We start from the raw sequence: 25,658 nt of genomic DNA on the forward strand, positions 1-25,658 counted from the left end.
TTGATTAGGCTTGTACTGGTGGAGCTGCTGAAGGCGGGGTTATCCAAACAGCAAGTGGTTTGGGTGATTGGTAGAAAAGCTGAGGCAGCAAAGCGAAAGTCTGCGGAGCTTCAAATCTGAGATTAGTGTTGAATGCCGGAGTGATAACGCTCTGCGCTACACAATACGGGCAAGGCTTCATTTGATTGGCAACGTCTTTCCCGTCATCTTGAACATCGATTTGCATCTTGCTGCCATCGACAGAACAAATCTCCATTGCAAAACCTTCGCCATGCTTAGCGACTGAAACTGCTTGAGATGCAGCCGGCGCCAGCGCACTCATTGCAATTGCCAAGGCAGCAATCCAGTGAACGAAGCGGTTTTTGGAGGAATTCATGATGGAGTGATTTTATCTGATTTTCCCCAACCTCATCTTGGATTTGCCCTCGTATTGGTGCAGGCAATAAAAAAGGAGTCCGAAGACCCCTTTTGACAAACTTAGACTGCTACTTTAATGACCAGCATTCTTGTTGGCATCATCAATAAAGCGCTTACGAGCCGGCGCCAAAATGAACTTTGCCGCAAAGGCCGCAGTAATTGTCACGATTGCGCCCGCAATGAAAACCGTATTCCAATCCCCGGTTGAGGAAAGAATGGATGCCAAAGGCACCAACAAAGAAGCAGTTCCTTTTGCTGTGTATAAAGTGCCGGCATTACCAGCCGCATTTTTCACACCAAATGTATCCGCACAGATCGCTGGAAAGATCGAGAAAATTTCACCCCAAAACAAGAAGATCAATGCAGCAAAAGTCATAAATGCATATGGGTCTTTACCAAAATGCATCAAACCGAGCATTGATAAACCTTCACCAAGGAAAACGAAGAACATTGTGTTCTCCCGCCCAAAACGATCCGAAATAAATCCACACAGAGGGCGAGTAAAGCCATTGCACAGGTTATCAATTGATAAAGTCATTGTGAGTAGTGGCAAAGTAGTGCCGAATAACACCATTGGCAATTTCGCGAGACCCCAATCTTTAGCAATCGGGCCAATTTGCGCAGTTACCATTAATCCACCAGCAGCTACAACCACGAAGATGACATAGATTAGCCAGAACAAAGGTTTTCTGATCATTTGTCCGGAGGTGTAATCAACTTTAGTTGTAACAATGCGAGGCGCAGCCTGCACCCCCTTTGGTGGGGTTGGCTTAGTCATGAGCAATGCTAAACAAAAAATCAATGCGCCTTGTGCAAGGCCAAAGAACAAGAAAGCATGTTCATATCCATCAGAAAGAATCATGTTGCCGATTGGAATTACGGTAATTGCTGCACCAGCACCGAAGCCAGCAGCAGTTAAGCCCGCGGCAAGACCGCGCTTATCCGGAAACCATTTGAGCGCATTTCCAACGCAAGTTCCATACACGCAGCCAGCACCAATACCCGCTACGACAGCTGCCGCATACAGCATTTCGATTGAGTTGGCATAGCTATCCATCACCCATCCGGCAGCAGCAAAGATTGAACCAATCAGAATAACAATTCTTGGACCAAATTTATCCACCATCCAACCTTCAACAGGGACTAACCATGTTTCAACTACGATGAAGATAGAAAAAGACAATTGAATTGCAGATAAGGCCCAACCGGTTTTGATTTGAATGGGGTTAACAAACAAAGTCCATGCATATTGAAGATTGGCAACCAATCCCATGCAAATAATCCCAAATACCAACTGCGCCCAACGGTTATGCCATGGCTTGTTCACTGTCCGTGCTCCTTTTAATTATTTCTCTTATAAATTTCACGCCCTCTTTAGGGGCTCAATCATTCTCAAACATCATCCTCTTTATTATCTTGATTGGAATCAAGATAATTTTATTTGCGCACTAGTGATTACCCCTAAGCCAAGTAATTGAATTGCAAGGCACTTCCACTTAGTTGCCAGCATTCCCAATTCCCCTTGGTCATAAAAAAAGCCACCCGAAGGTGGCTTTTGAATTGCTGTAATTTTTAAATTACATGCCGCGGTAAGCGCCGTCAAAATCATAGTGACGAGCTGGCTTGTCTTGGCTTGGCTTGCTTTCAGAAAAAAGCTGGTTGATCATATTCAATAAAACAGTCATTTGAATCTCCTTAAGGGTTAGTACCTAGATTATAACCCTAATACTAATGCAATGCAGCAGGCCTAAAACACGGATGCGCAAGTCGTAACCCTCTGTTTTGACAGAGAATTCACTCAATTGGGGGGATGCCCTGGTGGCGCCTGCCGAACTGGGATTGGCAGGGTAAATCTTTTTTAGCGGAACCGATCTAGCAGTTTTTTGCTGACTTTATCCAATTGCGTAGAGTCTTTGATGATAAATTGTAGTCCGTTGGAATCGGCAATAAGCAATGTATTGCCAGCAATTCGACGAATATCTTCCTCACCCTTGAGGCGAATTCGTGTTGGACCTCGATCCGTTTCGATATCCCAAATACTAGGAGTGGCGAACGTAGAAACCTTAGTGATCTTCTCAATGACTGGCATGAACTCGCGTTCAGCCAATTCTTCCTCGATCAATCCAAGTTCCGCTTCAGAAATAGCGGTGACATCCGGGAACCAACAAAGCTCTTTTCCAGATTGATTCATGATGCCAATACCCGCAGCAGGCGCGGTAATTGGAAAAGCTCTGACAGGATGAACGCCAATGTGTCGCTCACCTTTGTTGTCGATAAAGACTAGACGGCCTAGCGCATCACGCTCTAACTGATGAGTCTGACTCATACTCCACCCCCAACGTGCTTAGCTACTTCTTCCAGTTTTTCTTCTTGCTCTTCTTCCAGACTTTCACCAATAGCACCGCCTTCAACGAGCTCTGCAGCATGACGCAGCTGGGCTTGATACAGGGTGTAATACGCGCCCCGGGCTTCCATCAGCTGATCGTGAGAGCCTATTTCCACAATCTCACCTTTATCTAGAACCACTAAGCGATCTGCTTTTCTTAAGGTGGAGAGGCGATGGGCGATTGCAATCGTAGTGCGGCCCTTAACCAGGTTATCCAAAGCACGCTGAATTTCTTTTTCAGTAGTGGTGTCAACCGATGATGTTGCTTCATCCAGGATCAAAATGCTTGGATTAATAAGCAGTGCACGAGCAATGGATATGCGCTGACGTTCGCCACCAGAAAGTGATTGACCACGCTCTCCTACTAAGGAGTCATAACCTAGAGGGAGGCGCAGAATAAATTCATGGGCATGAGCGGCGCGTGCTGCCTCAATAATTTCTTCGCGAGTTGCATCTGGTTTACCGTAAGCAATATTCTCTGCAATCGTGCCAAAGAATAAAAATGGTTCTTGCAATACCAAACCAATACGCTTGCGATAGTCAGCAATTCTGATACTGCGAATATCACGACCATCCAAAGAAATCGATCCTGCGCTCACGTCATAGAAGCGGCAGATCAAGTTCACCAATGTGCTCTTACCAGAACCACTATGACCTACTAGGCCAATCATTTCTCCAGGAGCGATATCTAAGTCAATACCTTTAGAAACAGCACGATTACCGTAACGGAAGCCTACGCCACGCAGGGAGATGCGGCCCTTAACTTCACCCAAAGGCGCTGGATTGATAGGCTCAGGAACGCTAGAGACGTGATCTAAAATATCAAAAATACGTTTAGCGCCAGCAGCGGCTTTTTGTGTATGCGAAACAATCCGACTCATGGAATCTAGGCGAATATAGAAGCGCCCGATATACGCCAAGAAAGCAATTAAGACGCCAACAGAAATTTTCTGGTGCGCAACTTGCCAGATACCAAAACCCCACACCACTAGCAAACCTGTTTCAGTAAGCAAAGTTACCGTAGGGGAAAACAATCCCCACACACGGTTCACGCGATCATTGATTTGTAGATTGTGCTTATTAGAATCCACGAAGCGCTTAAGTTCACGGTCTTCTTGTGCAAATGCTTTGACTACTCGAATGCCTGGAATGGTGTCCGCCAAAATATTAGTTACTTCAGACCAGATGCGATCAATCTTTTCAAATCCAAAACGCAAACGATCGCGCACGACATGAATCATCCAAACAATGAATGGCAATGGCGCCAAGGTAACCAAGGCCAGCAAAGGATCAATGGACACCAGGATGGCCGCAGTCATGGTGATCATCAACACATCGGTAGCAAAGTCCAATGCATATAAGGAGAGGAAAACGCAAATACGATCGGTCTCAGCGCCAATGCGGGCAATCAAGTCACCAGTTCTCTTGCCGCCAAAGTATTCCAATGAAAGTTTGAGTAGGTGCTCGAAAGTAGTGTTACGTAAATCAGCACCAATACGTTCGCTCACTAAAGCAAGTAAATAAGTCTTCCACCAGCCCAGACCCCATGCAACGATCGCAGCTCCAAATAAAGCCAAGAGATACATGCTGGCTAAATGGAAATCAATAGGATTGCCACGCTCATATGGAATCAATACATGATCCATTAAGGGCATAGTGAGGTACGGCGGAATTAAAGTCGCACCCGTAGATAGCAGGGTCAATACAAATCCCAGCAACAATTGTATCTTGTAGGGCCGTGCAAAACGCCAGAGTTTAAATAGCGTCCAAGTAGATGGCGGTGCATCGTCCTCAGGATCACAAGTCGGACAAGAATCCGAATTAGCGGGCTTAGGACTTAAGCAAACTGGGCAAACTTGCTTGTCATACTCGCTGACCTCACCATTGCTCATTTCCTCGCCACGAGTTAATTGCTTAAAACTAGATTGCAGGCGAAGCACTTGGGGATTTACCGCCAGGGTGAAATTCCAGGCTCTCAACAATTTATCGGGGGTTTCTAGGCGGAGATGCCCTACTCCAGCATGATCACCGTGAATTAAATGGGTGTCCGTCTCCAACTTCCAGGACTCAAATACCTTGCCGTCCGTCCAAAATAGACCTTTTTCGTTGAGCAAAAGCAGGCTTTTTTCAAAGCGTAAATCGGCGCCCAAATCGAGCTCAACCCAAGCTAGTAGGGCTTCAGGGCTCTTTACTGGGGAAGTTTCAGCCTCCAAAACAGCCAACCAATAACTCGGTAGCACGGGGGCAAAAGGTAGGATTTGTGGCTTCATTGACCTTAAAAGTATAGTGGAGCTGAATTTTTTAGATTTATTGCTCCTGTCAACTTTAGGGGGTCAAAAGCCGTTAAATTGTCTAAGTAGGCCCTTTTATGTATTTTTGCCAATTTTGTGAGTTTTTCAAATAACTATTAGAAACAGAGAGACTGTCTGACGCGTCAACGCCAAAAGCTGGCGCTGACCATCGCAATACTGCATATGCCCCAATTAATAGATAAATCCATCGAGATTCTGAGCGTTAAGCATCTCCGTGGTCCCAATATGTGGACTTACCATCCCGTGATTGAGGTTTGGCTCGATATTGGCGATTTAGAGGACTACCCCTCTAACGTCATTCCTGGCTTTTATGAACGCTTAGTTAAAGCCCTCCCAAGCCTCGTTGAACATCGCTGTAGCTATGGTGAAACTGGCGGATTTTTAAAGCGCGTTGAAGAAGGCACCTGGCCTGCTCACATTCTCGAACACTTAACTCTTGAGTTACAAAACTTAGCCGGTATCCCTGGCGGTTTTGGTAAGGCACGTGACGGCGATAGGCGTGGTGTTTACAAAGTGATGGTTAGCGCAATCAATGAGGAGGTCACACTCACCGCTCTCAAATATGCGCGTGATCTTTATTTAGCTCTAGCGCAAGACAATGCTGACTGCGTTGCTCTTGTGCAAACCATCATCGAAAATTTACGTGATCTTGGCGATGATCTTTTGCTGGGTCCAAGTACAGCATGTATTGTGAATGCAGCTGAAGAGCGTGGCATTCCATCGATTCGTTTATCTGAAGGCAACCTAGTTCAACTAGGCTATGGCGCCAAGCAACGCCGAATCTGGACAGCAGAGACCGATCAAACAAGCGCAATTGCGGAAACCATTTCTCGCGATAAAGATTTAACTAAGAGCTTGCTACGTAGCGCCGGAGTTCCAACACCCGAGGGTAGAACCGTTACCAGCCCTGATGATGCTTGGGAAGCCGCACAAGACATTGGCTTACCTGTAGTGGTTAAGCCGATCGATGGCAATCATGGCCGCGGTGTATTTATCAACCTCTATACCCAACAAGAAATTGAAGCTGCATATGCCGTTGCCATTGATGAAGGTAGCGAAGTTTTAGTTGAGCGCCACATTGTTGGTGATGAGCACCGCTTGTTAGTTGTAGGCAATAAGGTAGTTGCTGCGGCAAAAGGTGAAACCATATGGGTCACTGGTGATGGGAAACATACTGTTCATGAACTGATTCAAATACAGATTAATTCTGATCCCCGTCGCGGCACCGCAGAAGAGCACCCTCTCAATCCTGTTCGCATTGATTCTGCAGTAGAACTTGAACTGGCACGTCAGCAACTAAAAGGTGACAGTGTTCCTGCAATAGATCACAAAGTACTCATTCAAAGCAACGGCAACGTTGCATTTGATGTTACTGATTTAATTCATCCTGATGTTGCTAGCCAAGTAGCCTTAGCTGCCCGTGTTGTTGGCCTTGAAATTGCCGGTGTTGATTTAGTAGCGCAGGACATTAGCAAACCATTGGCAGATCAAAATGCTGCCATTGTTGAAGTCAATGCAGGCCCCGGCCTACTGATGCATCTCAAACCCGCAAGCGGTAAACCTCAGCCTGTTGGCAAAGAAATTGCGAATCACCTCTTTCCACCTGGGGTAGATTTCCGTATTCCGGTAGTTGGTGTCTGCGGTGAACACGGCAAAACCCCTGTCGCCGAGATGATTGCCCATTTCTTACGCCTAACGAATGTCTATGTTGGCCTTTCTTGCAGCAAAGGCTTGTTCTTTGGTAACCGCGCGATTCCAAACTCCAATGCATCAAATTGGGAGAATGCCCGACGCACCCTACTTAATCGCGCAGTAGAGGCAGTTGTAATTGAAAACAATCATCTGTCAATGTTGATAGAAGGATTGGCCTACGATCGCTGTCAAGTTGGCGTCGTACTCAATGTTGATCCAAAGGCAAACTTCCCGCAATACGCAATTTATGATGCAGACCAAGTCTTCAGCGTTGTACGCACCCAGGTTGATGTCGTTCTTCCAACCGGTGTTGCCGTACTCAATGCTGATGATCCAATGTGCGTACAAATGGCCGAGCTTTGTGATGGTCAGGTGATCTTCTTTAGCGAGAATTCAGACTCTGAGATTGTCAAATCCCACTTAGCAAACGGTGGTCGTGCAGTTGTCATTGGCAAACAGCAAATTACCCTGAAGTCTGGAAAGCTGGATCAGAAATCCATTCCTGTGCCACGTCACTCTGAAGCCAACCACTCTACTCCTTGGAAGACCATGAATTTAGGTGCAGCTATAGCAGCAGCCTGGGCTCTTGAAATTCCATTCAACGTTATCGAAGCAGGCGCAGAAACATTCGTGCCTGATGCCACTACTGCTACAGGGGCTTAATTGGAAATTACTCGTATTCGCATGTTGCGCGGCCCAAATTTATGGAGCCGCCATACCGCTTTAGAAGCGATTGTTTCTTGTGATGAGTCTGAACGCTCAATCGATTCTATCCCTCAATTTGAAACCAAGATTCGTGAGCGCTTTCCTCAATTAGGCAGCATGCGTCGCGGTGGCCATAATGAAGTGCTTTCTTTAGCTCATGCTCTTGAGCATGCAGCGCTTGGCCTTCAAGCTCAAGCAGGTTGCCCCGTTACCTTCAGTCGCACAGTGCAAACAGTCGATGTTGGTGTTTATCAAGTGGTAGTGGAATACACCGAAGAAGTCGTGGGTCGCATGGCTTTCGACTTTGGTTTTGCTTTGATTCAAGCCACCCTCAACGATGCACCCTTTGATCTCGCTGCCGCCCTCTCAGAGTTAGAAGCTCTTTACGAAGACGTTCGCCTTGGACCAAGCACTGGATCCATTGTTGATGCAGCAGTACAGCGCAACATCCCCTACCGCCGGATGACCGAAGGCAGCATGGTGCAGTTTGGTTGGGGTAGCAAACAGAAACGCATTCAAGCTGCAGAGACTAGCGATACCAGCGCGATTGCTGAAGCGATTGCCCAAGATAAAGAACTCACCAAGAACTTACTTGCTGCTGCTGGCGTATCCGTTCCTATTGGCGAAGTAGTTACCACTGCTGATGATGCTTGGCGTGCTGCTCAAAAAATTGGCGGTCCGATTGTTTTAAAGCCGAAAGATGGTAACCAAGGCAAAGGCGTTATTGCCAACATTCAAACCGAAGAAGAGGTCCGCGCTGGCTTTATTGTGACCCAAGCCTTTGGTCGGGAAACCATTGTTGAGCGCTACCTCCCTGGTGCAGACTACCGCTTGCTCGTCGTTGGCAACCGCCTCTCGGCCGCTGCTCGCCGTGAGCCAGCACAAGTAGTTGGCGATGGCAGTCACTCCGTTGCAGAGCTAGTTGAAATCGAGAATAAAAATCCATTGCGTGGCGACGGACATGCAACAGCGCTTACCAAAATTCGCTTTGATGACATTGCCATGGCGCATCTCGCAAGCTCAGGTCTTACCCCACAATACGTGCCAAAGACTGGCGAACGCGTTCTTCTTCGTAACAATGCCAACCTCAGCACTGGTGGTACCGCTACTGATGTTACTGACGATGTTCATCCGGATGTTGCGGCAAGTGCAGTAGCTGCAGCTCAGATGATTGGTCTTGATATTGCTGGCGTGGATATCCTTTGTGAAAACATTTATAAGCCACTAGAACAACAAGGTGGCGGTATCGTTGAAGTCAATGCCGCGCCCGGTTTACGTATGCACCTCAAGCCTTCATATGGCAAAGGACGCCCCGTTGGCGAAGACATCATCAATATGATGTTCCCACTAGGTGAAGATGGTCGCATTCCAGTGGTAGCGGTTACCGGCACGAACGGTAAAACTACTACGGTGCGCCTTATTGCTCACCTGTTAAATGAAACTGGCCTACGCGTTGGCATGACAGGAACTGATGGCGTTTACATCAATCATCGCCTCATCGATACCGGCGATTGCAGTGGTCCTAAAAGTGCTCGCAATGTATTAATGCATCCCGATGTAGATGCTGCCGTACTTGAAACTGCTCGCGGTGGAATGCTCCGCGAAGGTCTTGGCTTTGATCGCTGCGAAGTTGCGGTGGTAACCAATATTGGCGAAGGTGATCACTTAGGCCTTAATTACATTACTAGCGTTGAAGATTTAGCCATTCTCAAGCGCGTGATTGTGCAAAACGTTGCCCCAACCGGTGCCGCAGTACTCAATGCGGCAGACCCAATGGTTGTGAAGATGGGTGACAAGTGTTCTGGTCGAGTGATTTTCTTTGCCCAAAATCAACATCACCCAGTCATTGCCGCTCATCGCGCTAAGAATAAAAAAGTCATTTATTTTGATGGCACCTACATTGTTGCCTCCAAGGGATCGCGTGTGATGTATCGCTTCCCCGTTAGCGAAATTCCCTTGACCCAAAATGGCGTACTAGGCTTCCAAATTGAAAATGCCATGGCTGCGATTGGCGCAGCCTGGGCTCTTGGTCTTGATGCCGAAAAGATTGCTCGCGGTTTACATAGCTTTGAAAGCGATCCGAATTCCGTACCGGGACGCTTTAATCAATTTCAACATAATGGCGCCACCGTCATTGCTGATTATGGTCACAACCCCGATGCTATGCGCGCCCTTACTAGCGCCGTTGAGGCCATGAAACCCAAGAAGAGCCACGTGGTTATTAGCGGTGCAGGCGATCGTCGTGACGAAGATATCCGTGATCTAACCCGTATCTTGGGCAACTCATTTGACAACGTCATTCTTTATCAAGATGCCTGCCAACGTGGCCGTGAAGATGGCGAAGTATTAAAGCTATTGCAAGAAGGCTTAGTTGGCGCCACTAAGGCCAAACAAGTCAAAGAGATTCATGGTGAATTTAAGGCTATTGATACAGCTCTAAATGATCTCGCTGCAGGCGATATTTGCTTGATTCTGATTGACCAAGTGGAAGAGTCTCTTGCCTACCTTAAACAACAGGTGAGACCTTAATCACAACTGTATGGTCATTAAAAAACCCAATCGCTTGATTGGGTTTTTTATTAGTGAATTACTAATGCACTTATGAGTGGTAGCTCTGAATACGATCAATCTCTTCTTTAGAGCCGAGCATTACAGAAACTCGCTCATGCAAGTCTGTTGGCTGCAAATCCATAATGAGATCCGTTCCATTAGTAGATGCACCACCCGCCTGCTCTACCAGGAAACTCATTGGATTGGCTTCGTACATCAGGCGTAACTTACCTGGCTTGTGCGGTTCACGCTGATCCCATGGGTACATAAATACCCCGCCACGAGATAAAACACGGTGCACATCCGCCACCATCGAAGCGATCCAACGCATATTGAAATCCTTGTCACGGGTGCCACTGACGCCAGCTAAGCACTCCTCAACATAACGACGTACTGGGTCAGCCCAGTGGCGCATATTGGACATATTGATTGCAAACTCTTTGGTTGAATGAGAAATCTTTACCGCATCCTTGATGAGCAAAAACTCACCAGTCACTTTATTCAAGGTAAACATCACCACACCATCACCCAAGGTCAAGGCCATCGTGGTTTGAGGTCCATACACTACATAACCCGCAGCAACTTGATGACGCCCTGACAACAAAAAGTCAGAGGTCTGCAAAGGTGCATTCGGATCTTGTTTCTTGAGAACTGAAAAAATAGTTCCAATCGATACGTTCACATCAATATTGGATGAGCCATCGAGTGGGTCAAATAACAGCAGGTAATCACCTGTACCTTGAACTGGAACTGGAAGCTCCATTTCTTCTGAGGCTAAACCTGCGAGTGATTTACAACCCTTTACGCCGTCGATCAGCAAATCGTTTGCAATGATGTCAAGTTTTTGCTGAACTTCACCCTGCACGTTGCCAGTGCCTGCGGAACCCAACAAGCCAATCAAGGCGCCCTGCGCTACTTCATGACTGAGAGTTGAGCAGGTGTTAACAACCGCGGTCAGCAAATCTTGCAATCCAGCCGGAATAGCATCGCCAGCCGGCTTTGTGGAGGCTAAATATTGCTTGAAATTGATATGGGTACTTGAGGACAAAGGTATTTCTCCAAAGCTCTATTGAAATTAAGGTCTATTTTGCCTTGTTCCGAATGCCAACCTCAAAATATTGATATTTCCCATCTAAATGATCATTTGGGCAATAAACCACTCTAATTTTGATGTTATTTTAGATGTTATAATGCATCAATAATGATGAGAGATATATATGAGAACTACTGTCACGATTGACGACGATCTATATCAAAGAGGTTTGGATCTTGCTGACCCTGATATGGATAAAGCTGATCTCTTTAGGGAGGCCATTAACGTATTCATAAGAGTTCAAGTTGCTAAGAGGTTGGTAGCATTGGGTGGTAAATCACCTCAGATGAAGACTATTCCTCGCCGCAAACCGAAGGATGGCCAGTAATCATGACCATGGTTTTAGTTGACACATCAGTCTGGGTAGCTCACTTTAGAAAGTCAAATGTATCTTTCGAATCTCTACTACTAAATGACCAAATACTGTGTCATCCCCTAATCCAAATAGAATTAGCCTGCGGATCACCCCCATCGCCACGCTCTAAAACCTTGGGCTATATTAAAAAATTACGACAAGCAACTATAGCCACCCCTTATGAAATATTGGAGTTTATTGAAAAGCATCAACTCCAAGAATCTGGATTTGGGGCAATTGATGTCTCACTCCTTACATCAACTCTGCTTTCAGAAAATGCCCAGCTTTGGACTCTGGATAAGAGCCTGGAAAAGCTTGCAATTCGATTGGGTATTTCGTACGGCAATAAGCTCCATTAACTTCTTAGTTACCCAGCGCCTTTCCAATCACTTCCCTCACATCGGGAGAGAGTGTTGGGCATGCAGAAACACGCTCTAGAGCCGCTTTCATATGATCTTGATAGGGTTGGGCAAATAAACGCCAGCGGTCCAGCGCTCTTGCAAGACGAGCCGCTACCTGAGGATTGATGGGATCAAGAGCTAATACGCTATCGGCCCAGAACTCATAACCACTGCCATCCGCCTGATGAAAGCTAGCTGGATTGTTAGCGCAGAACGAATGAATCACGCTACGAACTCGGTTTGGATTGTTTAACTTGAATGCAGGATGCTCGCGGAGCTTCTTCACCTCGGCGAGAGTGGAGTCAAGACCGTCAACAGGGGGACGACTAGATTGCAAGCCAAACCACTTATCGATTACCAAGGCGTCATTGGCAAATCGATTGTAAAAATCAATTAAGCAATCTTTAGCTTGTTTTGCGCCGTGCACCACTAATGCGGCTAAGGCTGCATAACGGTCAGTCATATTGTCAGCAATTTGATATTGATTGGCTGCCATTGGTGCCCATACTGCTGGTGCCGCCTCTAGCAACATGCTCAATGCTAGATTTTTCAGGGCACGCTTACCAGCATCAACCCCATCAGACTTAAATGGTCCAGGGGTTTGCATCTGCTGATACAAGGCAGCCCACTCAAGTTGCAACTGTTTCGCAATTTCTTTACGGAAAGCGCGTCGCGCAGTAAATATCTTCTGAGGATCAACGCTCGTGCATTGCTCATACAAATAAGACTCTGCAGGCAGCGTTAAAGCCAGATCCTTAAAGGCGGGATCTAAATTAGGGTCTAGCAAGATATTGCGATACGCCTCAATCAGTTTTTCATCAGGCAAACGATTATTTAAAATCATTTGCATCGCCAACTTCTGACCAGCCTCCCAACGATTAAATGCATCATCATCGCTTGAGAAAAGTGTTAATAGATCTGCCTCGGATTGCTCAAAATCTAAATTAATTGGCGCTGAGAAGTTGCGATTAATCGAGAGAACTGGACGTTCTTCGATATTGTCAAAAGTCCAAGTTTGAGTTTCTTGTGTTAATTCCAATAACTGCTCTGCTTGGTCATTCGCCTTTGTAATTAAGCGCATCTTCAATGGAATATGAAAGGGCTTCTTCTCCGGCTGACCTGGACTAGGCGCACAGCTTTGTGTCAGCGTCAGTTGGTACTGTTTTTTGGCGGCGTCATAGTGCTCTTGCACCTTAACCCTTGGGGTGCCTGCCTGGCTATACCAATTCTTAAACTGAGTCAGGTCCTTGCCATTGGCGTCTGCCATCGCAGCCAAGAAATCATCGCAGGTAACCGCCTGACCATCATGGCGCTTAAAGTAGAGATCCATTCCTTTGCGGAAGCCGTCTTTACCCAAAAGAGTTTGATACATCCTAACAACTTCTGAACCCTTCTCATAGACAGTAACGGTATAGAAATTATTGATTTCTTGATACTCATCCGGGCGAATCGGATGCGCCATTGGGCCTGCATCCTCAGGAAATTGCAATTGACGAAGCAAGCGAACATCTTCAATCCGCTTTACTGCCCTGCCGGATTCACTACCCATTTGATCAGCAGAAAACTCTTGATCTCTAAATACAGTCAAACCCTCTTTCAGGGATAACTGAAACCAATCCTGGCAAGTAACGCGGTTACCTGTCCAGTTATGGAAGTACTCATGAGCAACGACACTCTCAATATTGGCAAAGTCTGCATCTGTCGCAGTTTCTGGCTGGGCAAGAACAAACTTGGTATTGAAAATATTCAAACCCTTGTTTTCCATTGCACCCATATTGAAGTCACTTACGGCCACAATCATAAAACGCTCTAAATCCAACTCCAATCCAAAACGCTTTTCATCCCAATGAATAGAGGCAATCAGGGAGTCCATTGCATGTCGAGTCTTCTTGAGGTCATGCGGCTCAACCCAGATCTGCAGTAACTTCTTAGCACCGCTACTAGTGGTAATAGTTTCTTCAATGCATTCCAACTTACCAGCAACCAAGGCAAACAAATAGGATGGCTTAGGAAACGGATCTTCCCAAGTAGCACTATGCCACCCATTAGGTAGTTTTTCTGTAGTCAGTAAGTTGCCGTTGGATAACAGCACCGGACACTCTGCTTCGCGCGCACGCAATGTCACGCGATAACGCGCCATCACATCCGGGCGATCCAAGAAGTAAGTAATCTTTCTAAAACCCTCTGCTTCACATTGAGTAAAAAAGTTCCCGTTGGAAACATACAAGCCCATCAGAGTAGTATTTTTCTCGGGGACGCAAACGCAAATAATTTCTACGACAAACTTTTCTTTACCTTCATTTGGCAGCGAATGAATCGTCAGTGTTTCTGGTGTTAATTCAAAATGACGATGGGCTTCACCATTGATGCGCAAACTAACAAACTCGAGCTCTTGCCCGACCAAAACCAAGGGGGCTCCTGCCTTAAAACTTTTGCCTGGCAAAACCTCAATGCAACTTTTCACAATGGTTCGCGCTGGATCCAGAGCGATGTCGAGTTCGACATGATCGAAGGTGTATGCAGGCGGGAGGTATTCGAGCCTACGAAAGCTCTGGGGGAGATCAGTTTTCATGAGCCTATTTTAAGTCTTGGCTGGCAGACGGGTTAGTTCGCTATCTCAGGCCCATATCAGGGTAGCCAAGCCAATAGCAATAAAGGTAACGGCTGCAACCGCGTGCACCCACTTAATTGGCATGCGTTTCGTGAATTTCTGACCAATCCAGACGGCAGGGGCATTTGCCAGCATCATCCCCAATGTGGTGCCAACCGTTACGGAGAATACATCCTCGTAACGGGCGCCTAAGGCAATGGTCGCTATTTGCGTCTTATCGCCCATCTCAGCCAAAAAGAATAATCCCACTGTTAGCAAAAATACCTGCATGGCTTTGTCAGCAACCTTAGAGCCAGCTGCATCGTCAATATGATCTGGCACCAATAACCACAAACCAATGCCCAAGAAGCTCAATCCTAAAATCCAACGCATTACATCAGGTGATACCAGGGTGGTTAGCCAATGACCCAATAAGGCAGCGCAAGCATGATTTGCGATTGTGGCAATAAAGATGCCTGCAATGATGGCTAACGCCTGCTTGGGATAGCGAGCCGCAAGCATTAATGAAAGCAATTGGGTTTTATCCCCCATCTCTGCTAGGGCAACTACCCCGGCAGAGAGGGTTAAGGCTGAAAAATCCATAAATGATGTGGGTCCAGTAAGTTTTGTGTGTCAGGGATAGTTTAAATCCTAGCGCTCACTAGACCCACTCATTTTGGATATATATTGCTACGCCACTAAAAGCTCCTCAGCCATTGCATAGTCTAGGCCCTGAGCCATTGCAACTGGCTTTGATGTCAACATCCCTTTATGCACACTCAAACCATTGCGCAAGTGATGATCAATTGAGAGCGCTTTCATCACCCCCCGGTTTGCCAAAGCCTCAACAAACGGATAAGTCGCGTTGGTTAAAGCAAAGGTAGATGTTCTTGCAACTGCTCCGGGCATATTGGCAACGCAATAATGCAGTACACCGTCCACCAAAAAAGTTGGGTCAGCATGCGTAGTCGGTTTAGATGTTTCAAAACAGCCGCCTTGATCAATGGCAACATCCACCACAACCGAACCAGGCTTCATTGTTTTAATCATTTCACGCGTCACCAATTTGGGAGCTGCTGCCCCAGGTAGCAAAACTGCTCCAATCACGACATCCGCTTCACACACTTCTTGCTCAATCAACAAGCTGTCAGAATAAAAAGTTCTGACGCGATTGCCATAGAACATATCGATCTGACGCAAGCGATCAATATCACGATCAAAGATACAAACATCAGCCCCCATGCCGACTGCCATTTGCAAAGCGTTACGGCCCACGACGCCACCGCCCAGAATGACAATCTTGGCCGGCGATACGCCAGGTACACCCGCCATCAACACCCCTAAGCCACCATTGGTTTTTTCTAAATGCGATGCAGCTGCCTGGATGGACATGCGACCCGCTACTTCACTCATGGGCGCCAAAAGAGGGAGAGCGCCATTCATAGCAGTCACTGTTTCATAGGCAATGCAGGTAGCACCTGATTGCAACAAAGCTTTTGTCTGCCTCGGATCTGGCGCTAAGTGTAAATAGGTAAATAAAATTTGATCCTCGCGCAGCATGGCGCATTCTTGCGCCTGAGGCTCTTTGACTTTCACAATCATCTCCGCCCTTTGAAACACTTCTGCTGCACTATTGACAAGGCTAGCACCAGCAAGTCGATAAGACTCATCCGTTAAGCCGATTTGCTCGCCAGCACCTCGCTGGATCAAGACAGAATGTCCCTGCTTACAAAGTCCGCTGACATTACCCGGGGTTAATCCCACCCGGAACTCATTATTTTTTACCTCTTGAGGTACGCCAATAATCATTGCCTTCTCCTATTATTTAAAGTCACGTTGGATTGCTGTTTTGCGATGTAAGCCCACGACATAAAACATTGCGAGATACACGCCCAATAAACACGGCCCCACTATGAGTGCGATCCGTGCATCCTCATGAAAGCCCATCAACACCACCACTAATCCGATGAATGCCAGAGCGAACCATGAGGAATAGGGCCACCAAGGAGCGCGATACCCTAACTCCGCCACTTGGGATTTGGATAGCGAGCGACGGAATTTGATCTGTGTAATCAAGATCGCGATCCAAACCATTAAGCCAATAAAGGTCACTGCAGCCATCATGTATTGAAAGGCTTTGTCAGGTACAAAGTAGTTCAGCACTACACCTGACATACAGACCCCGACTGTAGTCATCACCGCTCGATGAGGAACGCCATACTTTGAAAGCTTTGAAAAAGATCTAGGAGCGTAGCCGTTAGACGATAAGGAGTAGAGCAAGCGTCCACCACTAAAGATGCCTGCATTACATGAAGAGAGTGCTGCAGTGATCACGACAAAGTTAATTAAGCCCGCTGCTTCTCGCAAACCCAGCCTTTCAAACATCACTACGAATGGACTGCCTTGCTGCCCAACTTGATTCCAAGGAAAAATTGCCAAAATAACCAGGATGGCACCCATGTAGAAAATGAGAATCCGCCAAGCCAATGAATCAATGGCCATCGGAATGGTTTTTTGTGGACTCTCAGCCTCGCCTGCAGAGAGACCAATCATTTCTATACCAACATAAGCAAACAAGACCATTTGCAATGACAACAACATTCCGCTGATGCCATTTGGAAAGAAGCCGCCGTGTTGCCATAAATTATTTAGGCCAATGGGCTGCCAATCATTGGTAAAGCCAAACAAGATGACCGAACCTCCAAGTGCAATCATGGCGACAATCGCTACCACTTTGATCAGAGCAAACCAAAACTCAAATTCTCCAAATACCTTTACTGCAATCAGATTGATTAAGCCCATCATCACAATAGAAGAAAGTGCCCAAATCCACTGCGGGGTCTCGGGAAACCAAATACCCATATAGATGCCAACCGCAGTAACTTCAGCAATTCCAACCACAATCCAATAAGTCCAGTATCCCCAGCCCACCATATACCCCGCCAGCGGACCCACATAGGTATTGGCGTAGGCTGCGAAAGAACCGGCTACAGGTTCATGCACCGCCATCTCACCAAGTGTCCGCAGAACAATGAAAGCAACAATGCCTGCCAGCAAATAACCTAGAAGAATGGATGGGCCTGCTATTTGAATTGCGCTTGCCGACCCTAAAAATAATCCAACGCCGATCGTTGAGCCTAAGGCCATCAAACGAATATGCCGCACTTTGAGGTGACGTTTTAAGCCAGAGTGTTCAGTCTGCAAGGGAGACCTCCTTTCGATTTGTCATTGGCAACTTGCCAACGGAGCAAAGTCTAGGGAGGACTGGTGATCAGCACTAGGGGAGAAAAATTACTAAAGTGATTAATTAAATAAATCTATTTAGGAAAATATTGAAATGTCTTTGAAATCAACGCCGAGTTTGAAATAAATTATTTCTGATTGCAACAGAATCAGTAATTTCCTACAGGGAATCCCCTTAAGGATTTACAGTAATTTTTGAGAAAAAATTACTGTGCAGCGATGAGATTCAGAATTTCTGCGGCAGCTGCAAGCCCACAAGCAGCCGTTACCATCACGGTGGAGCCATAGCCCGAGCAGGCCAGACCTCCGCTGGAAGCTCCCGCTCGTGGTTCATGCGAATAAATTGCACGAATGCCAATTTTTTTCTTCAGATTTCTGGAGAACCCATGATCTTGTCTGAGTCCCTGGCGAACCTTAGCCAATAAAGCATCTTGTTCGGTACGAGAAAGATCTTCGCAGCGCACCGATGTGGGATCTGACTTACCACCAGCAGCACCACACATGACTAAAGCACGATTATTTTTCACGGCCCACACTGATAAAGCAATTTTGGTTTGTACTGAATCGGTCGCGTCTAATATCAATGCATTTGCTGGAATAAGTCGATCTAAGTTTTCTGGCTCCAAGAATTCATCGCAAGCAGTCAAATTGATCTCTGGATTAATTTGCAGAATGCGCTCCTTCATCGCCTCGACTTTTGCTTTGCCGAACTGCCCTTCTATGGCGTGCAGCTGTCGATTGGTATTGCTTTCGGAGATATGATCAAAATCAATAATGACAAGGTGTCCAATACCCGTGCGAGCTAAGGCCTCTGCCGCCCAGGACCCAACACCCCCTAGACCAGCCACCACTACCGTTGCATTCAGAAAGCGCTCGCGCAGTTCTGGCCCATAGAGTCGTGAGACCCCGCCAAAACGACGATTTTCTAAGCTACTTTCTACCTTGTCTTCTGCCATAGCTTCTCTTTATACTGAATAAATGGACTCCATTGCACAACTTCGCAAAAACTATACCTTTGGTCAGCTCTCAGAGACCGAGGTTCCCCAAGACCCGCTCCCGCTTTTCAAGCTTTGGTTTGATCAAGCTGTGAAAGCAGAATGTCCTGAACCCAACTCAATGACCTTGGCAACAGCTAACCAAGCTGGCAATCCATCAGCCCGTATTGTCTTACTAAAAGGCGCAGACCAAAATGGCTTTACCTTTTTTACTAACTACGAGAGTCAAAAAGGCAAAGACTTGGCCATCCGCCCTCAAGCAGCCCTCCTCTTCCATTGGCATGAATTAGAGCGCCAGGTACGTATTCAGGGTATTGTTGAACGGGTTAGTACAGCCGAAAGTGATGAGTACTTCCATTCTCGCCCAGCCGCCTCCAGAATTGGTGCCTGGGCCTCGCCTCAAAGCACTGCTATCCCAAACCGTGAATTCTTAGAAGAAGCGGAAAAACGTTTTAAGGCAGAGTTTGGTGACACACCTCCACGCCCAGAGCATTGGGGTGGTTACCGCTTACGCCCTACTGAAATTGAATTCTGGCAGGGGCGTCCATCTAGATTGCATGATCGCATGCACTACAAACTAGAAGGTGCCGACTGGCGAGTGAATCGCCTAGCACCCTAGAAACTGTTAACCCTCAGGAATATTGTGGCGCTATGAGCGATTTAAATTTCGCTCTAAATTTAGCCAGCTTAGGCGCGACTACCGCCATGCAATATCCTTGGTTAGGATGCTGCTGAAAATAATTCTGGTGATAGTCTTCTGCGGGATAAATGGTTGGCGCAGCATCGATCTGCGTCACCACTGGATTGGCATAGATTTTTGATTCCTCAAGCTCTTGCACTACCTCGTGCGCAATCTTGGACTGCGCTTCACTGTGCGTAAAAATCACCGAGCGATATTGCGTGCCATGATCATTGCCTTGATAGTTCAAGGTAGTCGGATCATGAATCACGAAAAGGATTTCTAATAAATCCCTAAATGAAACAATTTGCGGATCAAACAAGATGTCGACAATTTCAGCATGGCCTGATACACCCGTGCAAACAGCCTCATAAGTTGGATTAGGTCTAGCGCCACCGGCGTAGCCAGAAACGACAGACCGAACCCCAGAAATTTGCTGGTAAACCGCTTCCAAACACCAAAAACAGCCCCCACCTAAGGTGGCACGCTCTAAAAGCGGTTCTTTTTTATCTAAATTTGTTTCCATGGCTTTATCCTAATGCCTTATTCCAATACCTGCCAACTATTAATAGACTATGAATCGCTTCACTATCCAGCTCGATGAAATGAAAGCAGCCTACGCTGCAGAACCAAACCCTACCCTCGAAGTGAGACTGGATCGAATTGCTCGCATTGAAAAAATGATTGAGGCAAATGAAGAAAAAATCTGCAAAGCCCTCGAGGCTGACTTCGGGGTGCGCCACCCAGTAGAAACGAGACTTGCTGAATGCCAGATGATTTATCAGGCCTGCAAGCACACCCGCAAGCATCTCAAAGAATGGATGAAGCCTGAGCAAAGAGAAGTTCCATCCCATATGGGCGCCTCGCAGGCTTGGGTTCAAAGTCAATCACTAGGCGTAGTTGGCATTCTGAGTCCCTGGAACTATCCGGTTCAATTAGCGCTTATTCCAGCAATCGCCGCTTTTGCTGCTGGTAATCGCGCTTGGCTCAAGCCATCTGAACGAAGCTCACGCACCTCTGGATTTATTGCTAGCTTAATTCAAGAGTATTTCCACCCTAGCGAGTTCTGCGTCACCACTGGTGGCCCAGAAGTAGCCGAGCAATTTTCAGCACTGCCTTTTAATCATCTTTTCTTCACTGGCTCAGGCACTATTGGTAAAAAAGTGATGCGTGCTGCCGCAGAAAATCTGACGCCAGTCACTTTGGAACTTGGCGGTACAACACCCGTCATCATTGATAAGAGCGCCAAACTCAAAGATGCTGCAGCCTCTATTGCTTACGGCAAATTACTGAACGGCGGTCAAACCTGCATTGCCCCTGACTATGTTTTGCTAGAGCAAGGCATTCAAGCAGAATTTATTCAAGAATTACAAACTGCAGCTCAAACCCAATTTAGCAACCCTGAAGAACTGACAGGCCCTATTGATGAGCGACAACTGGAATACTGGCAGCATCTAGTCAGCGACGCTCTAGACCGTGGTGCAAAAGTGATTCCTTTGCTCAATAACCCTGGTGCTGGTGCAAGACCATTCGAGCCCATTGCATTGGTCAATGTTCCGCCGGAAGCCCGCGTTCTTCATGAAGAAATCTTTGGGCCCATTCTGCCGATCGTGACTGTTGCAGATACCTCGGCAGCGATTACTTATGTCAACAACAAACCCAATCCCTTGGCTCTATATTGGTTTGGCAAAGATAAAAAGAATATGAAGCGGGTTTTAAATGAAACGTGTTCTGGTGGCGTCACCATAAATGACACGCTTCTACATATCACCATTGAAGATCTTCCTTTTGGTGGAGTGGGTGCGAGTGGCATGGGAAGTTATCACGGCAAAGCAGGCTTTAATACCTTCAGTCATCAAAAGTCGATCCTGGAAGTGCGCGGCTTCTTTGGTTTAAACCTTTTCAAGGGAACTAAAACAGCGCGCCCTCCATATGGAAAGATGACTGAGTGGCTTTTGCGTTATCTCAAATAAAGAGATAAACAAGCGATACTTCTATTACCAAGCTCAGAAGATGAAGCTTTAAGCCTCTATTTCTGAATTAAGTCGGGAAAACCCTTGTAATCGAGTGCTGAAAATGCCATAATAGGAGGCTTTTTAAAGCAATTTGATTCATCGCCCCCCAGCTCTATTTCAGCGATTAGTTTAGAAGTCATAAACACAACAACGCTGCCGCTTGTCTGATGGTCGATGCCTTTGACCATCGCACCCTATAAAAAACAATGGGTGCAACATACGGAGACATCCCTTAAAGGGGATGTGTAATAGCATGACTTTTTCTAAAGAAACTAATCACGAGTCGAAAGACTCAAAGAGCACTGGAACTGAGTTCCAGAATTTTGCCCTAGCGGCATCACTCCTTAAAAACGTTGCTGAACTGGGTTATACCCAAGCCACATCCGTGCAAGCTCAGGTGATTCCTGCGGCTTTAGCTGGTGGTGACTTATTGGTCAGCAGCCAAACCGGTAGCGGTAAAACCGCAGCCTTTTTATTGCCTTTGATTAATCAACTCATCGAAGACAACCCGAACAACTCACCTGTACCAGGTCGCGCACAACCTAAAGTGTTAGTGCTCTGCCCTACTCGTGAATTGGCTCAACAGGTTGCCGCTGATGCAGTGAACTTAGTTCGTGGCATGAAAGGTATCCGTATTGCAACTGTGATGGGTGGCATGCCTTACGGCAAGCAGATCCAGGCATTGAAAGGTGCGTTGTTAGTTGTTGCAACTCCAGGTCGTTTGCTCGACTTGTGCGATAGCAAAGCAATTCGCTTAGATGATGTTAAACAACTCGTTATCGATGAAGCAGACCGCATGCTTGACATGGGATTTGCTGATGACCTTGAGGCAATTGATAAGCGTTGCGCAGGCCGTAATCAAACTTTAATGTTCTCTGCAACTTTTGCGCCAAAGATCATGTCTTTAGCAAACGAGTTGACTACAGATGCCAAGCGTATTGAACTTGCTCACGCAGGTGAAAAGCACGCCAACATTGAACAGAAGTTACATTGGGCTGACAGCATGTCACACAAGCATAAATTGCTCGAGCACATTTTGGCTGATGCTGATTTGGATCAAGCGGTTGTGTTTGCAAGCACTCAGGTTGAGAGCGAAAAAATTGCTGACACATTGCGTGCCAATGGCTATGAAGCTACTGCCCTACACGGTGCAATGCCTCAAGCTGTACGTATGCGTCGTCTCGAGTCCTTACGTAAGGGTCACACCAAGATTTTGGTTGCGACTGACGTAGCAGCTCGTGGTATCGATGTGCCACGTATTAGTCACGTGATTAACTTTGGCTTGCCAATGAAACCAGAAGACTATACGCATCGCATCGGTCGTACAGGTCGTGCAGGTCGCAATGGTGTTGCTATCACTTTGGTTGAACATCGTGATCGCGCGAAGATCCGCAATATCGAACGCTTCACACAGCAAGATATCGTTGCTTCAGTCATCGCTGGTCTTGAGCCACAAGCCAAGCCAAGCTTTGGTGGTGGCGGTGGTGGCAATCGCTCTGGTGGCGGTCGTTCTGGTGGTGGCTTCGGCGGTGGCAATCGCTCTGGCGGTGGCGGCGGTCGTTATGGCTCAGGCGCTCGCTCAGAGTCTCGCTCTGGCGGTGGCTTCGGTGGTGGTAATGCTGGTGGTGGTCGTTCAGGCGATTCACGTCCAGCTCGCTCTGCTGACTCACGTCCTGCGCGTTCTGCTGACTCACGTCCGGCACGCTCTGGTGACTCACGTCCGGCAGGCGGCCCGCGTTTTGCTAAACCAAAGGCCGGCGGTCAACGTCGCAGCTTTAGCGGTAGCTAAAAATGATTCACCAAAATCGTCTCCGTTCTGCATGGAATCGAGTCGGTTCCGGTGAAATCCATCGGGCGCCACGCGAGTGGCAACCTTGGCTAAGCGATATAGGGTCTCTCACCCAAAAAATTGAGAAGGCAATTGGGCAAAAGCTAGAAGTTCAGGTTTTGCGCGACTGCCCTCAATCACTGAATAGCGACGAAAGTCGCTATTTTCATTTCAAGCTCAGACGCTGCAGGGTACGTGAAGTATTGCTTTGCTCCAACGGAGTCCCTTTAGTGATGGCGCATAGCGTCATTCCAACATTGAGCTCTAGCGGTAGTAATCACACTATCTTGCGTCTAGGCACAAAGCCATTAGGTGCTGTCTTATTTAGCAAGAGTCGCAGGCATTCAAAAGCAAAACCGCCACGCGATATTGCTCGCCTAGATAAAAGTAGTGAGCTATGGAAAAAATGCTCTAAGCACTTTACTGGCCTAAGTACACCTTTATGGGCACGCCGTACCCTCTATCGATTAAAGGGTCACCCCATCTTGGTTAATGAAATTTTCTTACCAGCACTACTGAAAGCTGAAAAACCTTAAAGCGTTTTAGATTGTCAACCAAGCTAAAGTTGATTTAATTAAAGCTTCATCACCTGGGTCACTGGTAAAGACTTCACCAAACCCAATGACTTCTGCCGCATCCGCAATATTGTGATGTGGACACAAAGCACTAGCAGCATGCAAGTTTTGGGTAAATTGATCTTTCATGACTTCACCTAAATAGCGAACTGCCTCTGATGAAGTCAGCAACCAAAGTGATTTACTTAAATCCATTTCTCGTACAAGTTGCCAAGCAGGGTTATCAATATCCAAAGGTACGCGCGTGTAGGTTGAAATAGCCTCCACAGTTGCCCCTGCCTTTTTCAAAGTGTCAGCCAGCCAATCACGGCCACCCTCACCTTTAAAGATCACTACTTTTTTACCCTGCCAATTCCATTTCAGGGATTGAAGCTCTTTCCACAAACCTTCAGAGTCCCAGTTTTCGTTATTTCCTGGAATGATGATGGGAGTGGGATTGTCTTCCGATCCGACGCCATGATTTCTCAGGGCAAGATGACTGCTGCCACCCATCACACCAATCGGAATAATCTTCTTAGAAAAATCTTGCCAATCTCGCTCCAATAAACGCATCACACTCTCGATGGCATTAGGACTTACAAAGATGGCAAGATCTGCGTCGCTCAGGGTGCTAGCGATATGGTCAGCTAAATGCTCATCCGACTTTGGAACAATCGTTAGCAAAGGCAGAGAGAGTATTTCTGGAAGACTACGCTTTCCTACACCGCTTGCCTCGATTGCCCTGGTGAGCACTTCAATCAATTGACGCGCTTGACTAGCAGGCCGAGTAACAACGATTGTTTTGGTGCTCATGCTGACGAAGATTGCGCTTTGTATTACTTAGGAAGTGCTGGAATTAAATCTGCGGCGCCTTGTGATAGCAAGTCTTTTGCCACTGCAAGGCCCAAGGCCTCGGCATCTTCAACTGATTTCACTTGAGCGCTACCATTGGCCAGACAAATTGCTTGGCCATCAACACTCGCTACAAAAGAGCGAATGTTCATTTGGTTCTGATCCCATACAGCATGAGCTGCTAACGGCACCTCGCATGAACCGCCTAATTGACGAGATACCATGCGCTCAGCAGAAACAGCGAACAGAGTTGGTAAATCATTTAATGGAGCAAGCCATTGCTTGATGTTGGGATGCTTACTTAAAGTTTCGATACCCAAAGCACCCTGACCTGCAGCAGGCGTATAAGGATCATATGGCAAAAATGCACGGATGCGTGACTCCAAACCTAAACGTTTTAAGCCAGCAGCGGCCAAAATAATTGCTTGGTACCCGCCTTTATCTAATTTACCCATACGAGTATCTAAATTTCCGCGTAAGGGTTGAATCTCGAGATGCGGAAACTTGGCACGCAAAACAGATTCGCGTCGCAAGCTAGATGTCCCAACAATCGCTCCAGTTGGAAGATCTTCCAGGCTAGCGTAATCATTAGAAACAAAGGCATCGCGTGCATCTTCCCTAGCCATGACGCAAGAAAGATCAAATCCCTCAGGCATCACCATTGGGACATCTTTTAAGGAATGCACCGCTAGATCGGCGCGCCCATCTTCTAATGCGGTTTCGAGCTCTTTCACAAAAAGGCCCTTACCACCCACTTTAGAGAGGGCTCGGTCCAAAATCTGGTCCCCACGGGTGGTCATACCCAAAATCTGGACATCGCATCCTGGATAGAGCTTTTTAAGGCAATCCTGGACATGCTCAGCCTGCCACATGGCTAGGCGACTTTCACGGGAAGCGATTACGAGGCGCTTTGGAGCGTCAGATGGGGAAGAATTCAGGGTTGGCGACATAACATTTAAAATAATCAAAGACCTACACCAATATACTGTGT

At 46.9% G+C, this 25,658-nt stretch carries 20 protein-coding genes; 7 read left to right on the forward strand and 13 right to left on the reverse strand.

Going from position 1 to position 25,658, the window contains the following annotated elements:
- Positions 1 to 4: 4 nt before the first annotated feature.
- The 4 genes from VC182_RS09465 to VC182_RS09480 all read right to left on the reverse strand — a co-directional run bounded on the left by VC182_RS09465 (position 5) and on the right by VC182_RS09480 (position 5,073).
- Positions 5 to 376: a DUF2946 domain-containing protein gene (locus VC182_RS09465; RefSeq protein ID WP_216155635.1), complete on the reverse strand. Its 372-nt coding sequence runs from the start codon at positions 374 to 376 to the stop codon at positions 5 to 7.
- 114 nt (positions 377 to 490) lie between these two features.
- Complete coding sequence (gene oxlT, locus VC182_RS09470) at positions 491 to 1,690, reverse strand: oxalate/formate MFS antiporter (RefSeq protein WP_237767790.1); 1,200 nt, start codon at positions 1,688 to 1,690, stop codon at positions 491 to 493.
- 585 nt (positions 1,691 to 2,275) lie between these two features.
- A complete protein-coding gene (locus VC182_RS09475) occupies positions 2,276 to 2,743 on the reverse strand; it encodes a DUF1854 domain-containing protein (protein ID WP_216155642.1) in 468 nt (155 codons plus the stop codon).
- Positions 2,740 to 5,073, reverse strand: a complete 2,334-nt coding sequence (locus VC182_RS09480; RefSeq protein WP_323485150.1) for an ABC transporter ATP-binding protein — start codon at positions 5,071 to 5,073, stop codon at positions 2,740 to 2,742. The genes VC182_RS09475 and VC182_RS09480 overlap by 4 nt, the downstream gene beginning before the upstream one ends.
- 204 nt (positions 5,074 to 5,277) lie before the next feature.
- Between VC182_RS09480 and cphA (VC182_RS09485) the strand changes: the two genes are divergently transcribed.
- Together cphA (VC182_RS09485) and cphA (VC182_RS09490) are read left to right on the forward strand one after the other, a co-directional pair.
- Positions 5,278 to 7,470, forward strand: coding sequence for a cyanophycin synthetase (gene cphA / locus VC182_RS09485; protein ID WP_323485151.1), 2,193 nt, complete (start codon positions 5,278 to 5,280; stop codon positions 7,468 to 7,470).
- Complete coding sequence (gene cphA / locus VC182_RS09490; protein WP_323485152.1) at positions 7,471 to 10,041, forward strand: cyanophycin synthetase; 2,571 nt, start codon at positions 7,471 to 7,473, stop codon at positions 10,039 to 10,041.
- A gap of 70 nt (positions 10,042 to 10,111) precedes the next feature.
- Here the strand turns inward: cphA (VC182_RS09490) and VC182_RS09495 are convergent, their stop codons facing one another.
- The gene (locus VC182_RS09495) at positions 10,112 to 11,110 is read right to left on the reverse strand and encodes a class 1 fructose-bisphosphatase (RefSeq protein WP_216862542.1); all 999 of its coding nucleotides are present in this window, start codon (positions 11,108 to 11,110) and stop codon (positions 10,112 to 10,114) included.
- A 169-nt stretch (positions 11,111 to 11,279) separates the two neighbouring features.
- Here VC182_RS09495 and VC182_RS09500 point away from each other — a divergent pair, with 169 nt between their 5' ends.
- Positions 11,280 to 11,483, forward strand: a complete 204-nt coding sequence (locus VC182_RS09500) for a DUF2191 domain-containing protein (protein ID WP_072583756.1) — start codon at positions 11,280 to 11,282, stop codon at positions 11,481 to 11,483.
- A 390-nt stretch (positions 11,484 to 11,873) separates the two neighbouring features.
- Here the strand turns inward: VC182_RS09500 and pepN are convergent, their stop codons facing one another.
- The 5 genes from pepN to VC182_RS09525 form a co-directional block, all read right to left on the reverse strand.
- The gene (gene pepN, locus VC182_RS09505; RefSeq protein WP_323485153.1) at positions 11,874 to 14,483 is read right to left on the reverse strand and encodes an aminopeptidase N; all 2,610 of its coding nucleotides are present in this window, start codon (positions 14,481 to 14,483) and stop codon (positions 11,874 to 11,876) included.
- 45 nt (positions 14,484 to 14,528) lie between these two features.
- Entirely contained in the window at positions 14,529 to 15,104 is a 576-nt protein-coding gene (locus VC182_RS09510) for a TMEM165/GDT1 family protein (RefSeq protein ID WP_323485154.1), read from the reverse strand.
- Positions 15,105 to 15,191: 87 nt separating this feature from the next.
- Positions 15,192 to 16,310 (reverse strand): alanine dehydrogenase, encoded by a 1,119-nt coding sequence (ald, locus tag VC182_RS09515; RefSeq protein WP_323485155.1) that lies wholly within the window; start codon positions 16,308 to 16,310, stop codon positions 15,192 to 15,194.
- A gap of 12 nt (positions 16,311 to 16,322) precedes the next feature.
- Positions 16,323 to 17,705, reverse strand: coding sequence for an amino acid permease (locus tag VC182_RS09520; protein ID WP_416350582.1), 1,383 nt, complete (start codon positions 17,703 to 17,705; stop codon positions 16,323 to 16,325).
- A gap of 245 nt (positions 17,706 to 17,950) precedes the next feature.
- The gene (locus tag VC182_RS09525) at positions 17,951 to 18,700 is read right to left on the reverse strand and encodes a ThiF family adenylyltransferase (protein WP_072583762.1); all 750 of its coding nucleotides are present in this window, start codon (positions 18,698 to 18,700) and stop codon (positions 17,951 to 17,953) included.
- 22 nt (positions 18,701 to 18,722) lie between these two features.
- On the opposite strand from VC182_RS09525, the gene pdxH reads away from it, so the two are divergent.
- Positions 18,723 to 19,358: a pyridoxamine 5'-phosphate oxidase gene (pdxH, locus tag VC182_RS09530; RefSeq protein ID WP_072583763.1), complete on the forward strand. Its 636-nt coding sequence runs from the start codon at positions 18,723 to 18,725 to the stop codon at positions 19,356 to 19,358.
- A gap of 13 nt (positions 19,359 to 19,371) precedes the next feature.
- On the opposite strand, the gene msrA is transcribed toward pdxH, so the two are convergent.
- Positions 19,372 to 19,944 (reverse strand): peptide-methionine (S)-S-oxide reductase MsrA, encoded by a 573-nt coding sequence (gene msrA / locus VC182_RS09535; protein WP_072583764.1) that lies wholly within the window; start codon positions 19,942 to 19,944, stop codon positions 19,372 to 19,374.
- A 49-nt stretch (positions 19,945 to 19,993) separates the two neighbouring features.
- On the opposite strand from msrA, the gene VC182_RS09540 reads away from it, so the two are divergent.
- The 3 genes from VC182_RS09540 to VC182_RS09550 all read left to right on the forward strand — a co-directional run bounded on the left by VC182_RS09540 (position 19,994) and on the right by VC182_RS09550 (position 23,797).
- A complete protein-coding gene (locus VC182_RS09540) occupies positions 19,994 to 21,391 on the forward strand; it encodes a coniferyl aldehyde dehydrogenase (protein ID WP_323485156.1) in 1,398 nt (465 codons plus the stop codon).
- A 295-nt stretch (positions 21,392 to 21,686) separates the two neighbouring features.
- Positions 21,687 to 23,222: a DEAD/DEAH box helicase gene (locus VC182_RS09545; RefSeq protein ID WP_072583766.1), complete on the forward strand. Its 1,536-nt coding sequence runs from the start codon at positions 21,687 to 21,689 to the stop codon at positions 23,220 to 23,222.
- 2 nt (positions 23,223 to 23,224) lie between these two features.
- The gene (locus VC182_RS09550; RefSeq protein WP_323485157.1) at positions 23,225 to 23,797 is read left to right on the forward strand and encodes a chorismate--pyruvate lyase family protein; all 573 of its coding nucleotides are present in this window, start codon (positions 23,225 to 23,227) and stop codon (positions 23,795 to 23,797) included.
- Between the two features lie 6 nt (positions 23,798 to 23,803).
- On the opposite strand, the gene VC182_RS09555 is transcribed toward VC182_RS09550, so the two are convergent.
- Entirely contained in the window at positions 23,804 to 24,628 is an 825-nt protein-coding gene (locus VC182_RS09555; protein ID WP_323485158.1) for a uroporphyrinogen-III synthase, read from the reverse strand.
- A 23-nt stretch (positions 24,629 to 24,651) separates the two neighbouring features.
- On the reverse strand, positions 24,652 to 25,617 hold the full coding sequence (hemC, locus tag VC182_RS09560; protein WP_323485159.1) for a hydroxymethylbilane synthase: 966 nt from the start codon (positions 25,615 to 25,617) through the stop codon (positions 24,652 to 24,654).
- Between the last annotated feature and the right edge of the window lie 41 nt (positions 25,618 to 25,658).

It is taken from the genome of Polynucleobacter sp. AP-Nickl1-40-C4, assembly GCF_035012665.1.
Lineage (GTDB): Bacteria > Pseudomonadota > Gammaproteobacteria > Burkholderiales > Burkholderiaceae > Polynucleobacter.

Excerpts from the sequence above, each read along its gene's own strand:
- VC182_RS09465 (WP_216155635.1), bottom strand. The coding sequence starts at position 376 with ATGAATTCCTCCAAAAACCGCTTCGTTCACTGGATTGCTGCCTTGGCA.
- oxlT (WP_237767790.1), bottom strand. The coding sequence starts at position 1,690 with ATGGGATTGGTTGCCAATCTTCAATATGCATGGACTTTGTTTGTTAAC.
- VC182_RS09475 (WP_216155642.1), bottom strand. The coding sequence starts at position 2,743 with ATGAGTCAGACTCATCAGTTAGAGCGTGATGCGCTAGGCCGTCTAGTC.
- VC182_RS09480 (WP_323485150.1), bottom strand. The coding sequence starts at position 5,073 with ATGAAGCCACAAATCCTACCTTTTGCCCCCGTGCTACCGAGTTATTGG.
- cphA (WP_323485151.1), top strand. The coding sequence starts at position 5,278 with ATGCCCCAATTAATAGATAAATCCATCGAGATTCTGAGCGTTAAGCAT.
- VC182_RS09500 (WP_072583756.1), top strand. The coding sequence starts at position 11,280 with ATGAGAACTACTGTCACGATTGACGACGATCTATATCAAAGAGGTTTG.
- pepN (WP_323485153.1), bottom strand. The coding sequence starts at position 14,483 with ATGAAAACTGATCTCCCCCAGAGCTTTCGTAGGCTCGAATACCTCCCG.
- VC182_RS09510 (WP_323485154.1), bottom strand. The coding sequence starts at position 15,104 with ATGGATTTTTCAGCCTTAACCCTCTCTGCCGGGGTAGTTGCCCTAGCA.
- ald (WP_323485155.1), bottom strand. The coding sequence starts at position 16,310 with ATGATTATTGGCGTACCTCAAGAGGTAAAAAATAATGAGTTCCGGGTG.
- VC182_RS09525 (WP_072583762.1), bottom strand. The coding sequence starts at position 18,700 with ATGGCAGAAGACAAGGTAGAAAGTAGCTTAGAAAATCGTCGTTTTGGC.
- pdxH (WP_072583763.1), top strand. The coding sequence starts at position 18,723 with ATGGACTCCATTGCACAACTTCGCAAAAACTATACCTTTGGTCAGCTC.
- msrA (WP_072583764.1), bottom strand. The coding sequence starts at position 19,944 with ATGGAAACAAATTTAGATAAAAAAGAACCGCTTTTAGAGCGTGCCACC.
- VC182_RS09540 (WP_323485156.1), top strand. The coding sequence starts at position 19,994 with ATGAATCGCTTCACTATCCAGCTCGATGAAATGAAAGCAGCCTACGCT.
- VC182_RS09545 (WP_072583766.1), top strand. The coding sequence starts at position 21,687 with ATGACTTTTTCTAAAGAAACTAATCACGAGTCGAAAGACTCAAAGAGC.
- VC182_RS09550 (WP_323485157.1), top strand. The coding sequence starts at position 23,225 with ATGATTCACCAAAATCGTCTCCGTTCTGCATGGAATCGAGTCGGTTCC.
- VC182_RS09555 (WP_323485158.1), bottom strand. The coding sequence starts at position 24,628 with ATGAGCACCAAAACAATCGTTGTTACTCGGCCTGCTAGTCAAGCGCGT.
- hemC (WP_323485159.1), bottom strand. The coding sequence starts at position 25,617 with ATGTCGCCAACCCTGAATTCTTCCCCATCTGACGCTCCAAAGCGCCTC.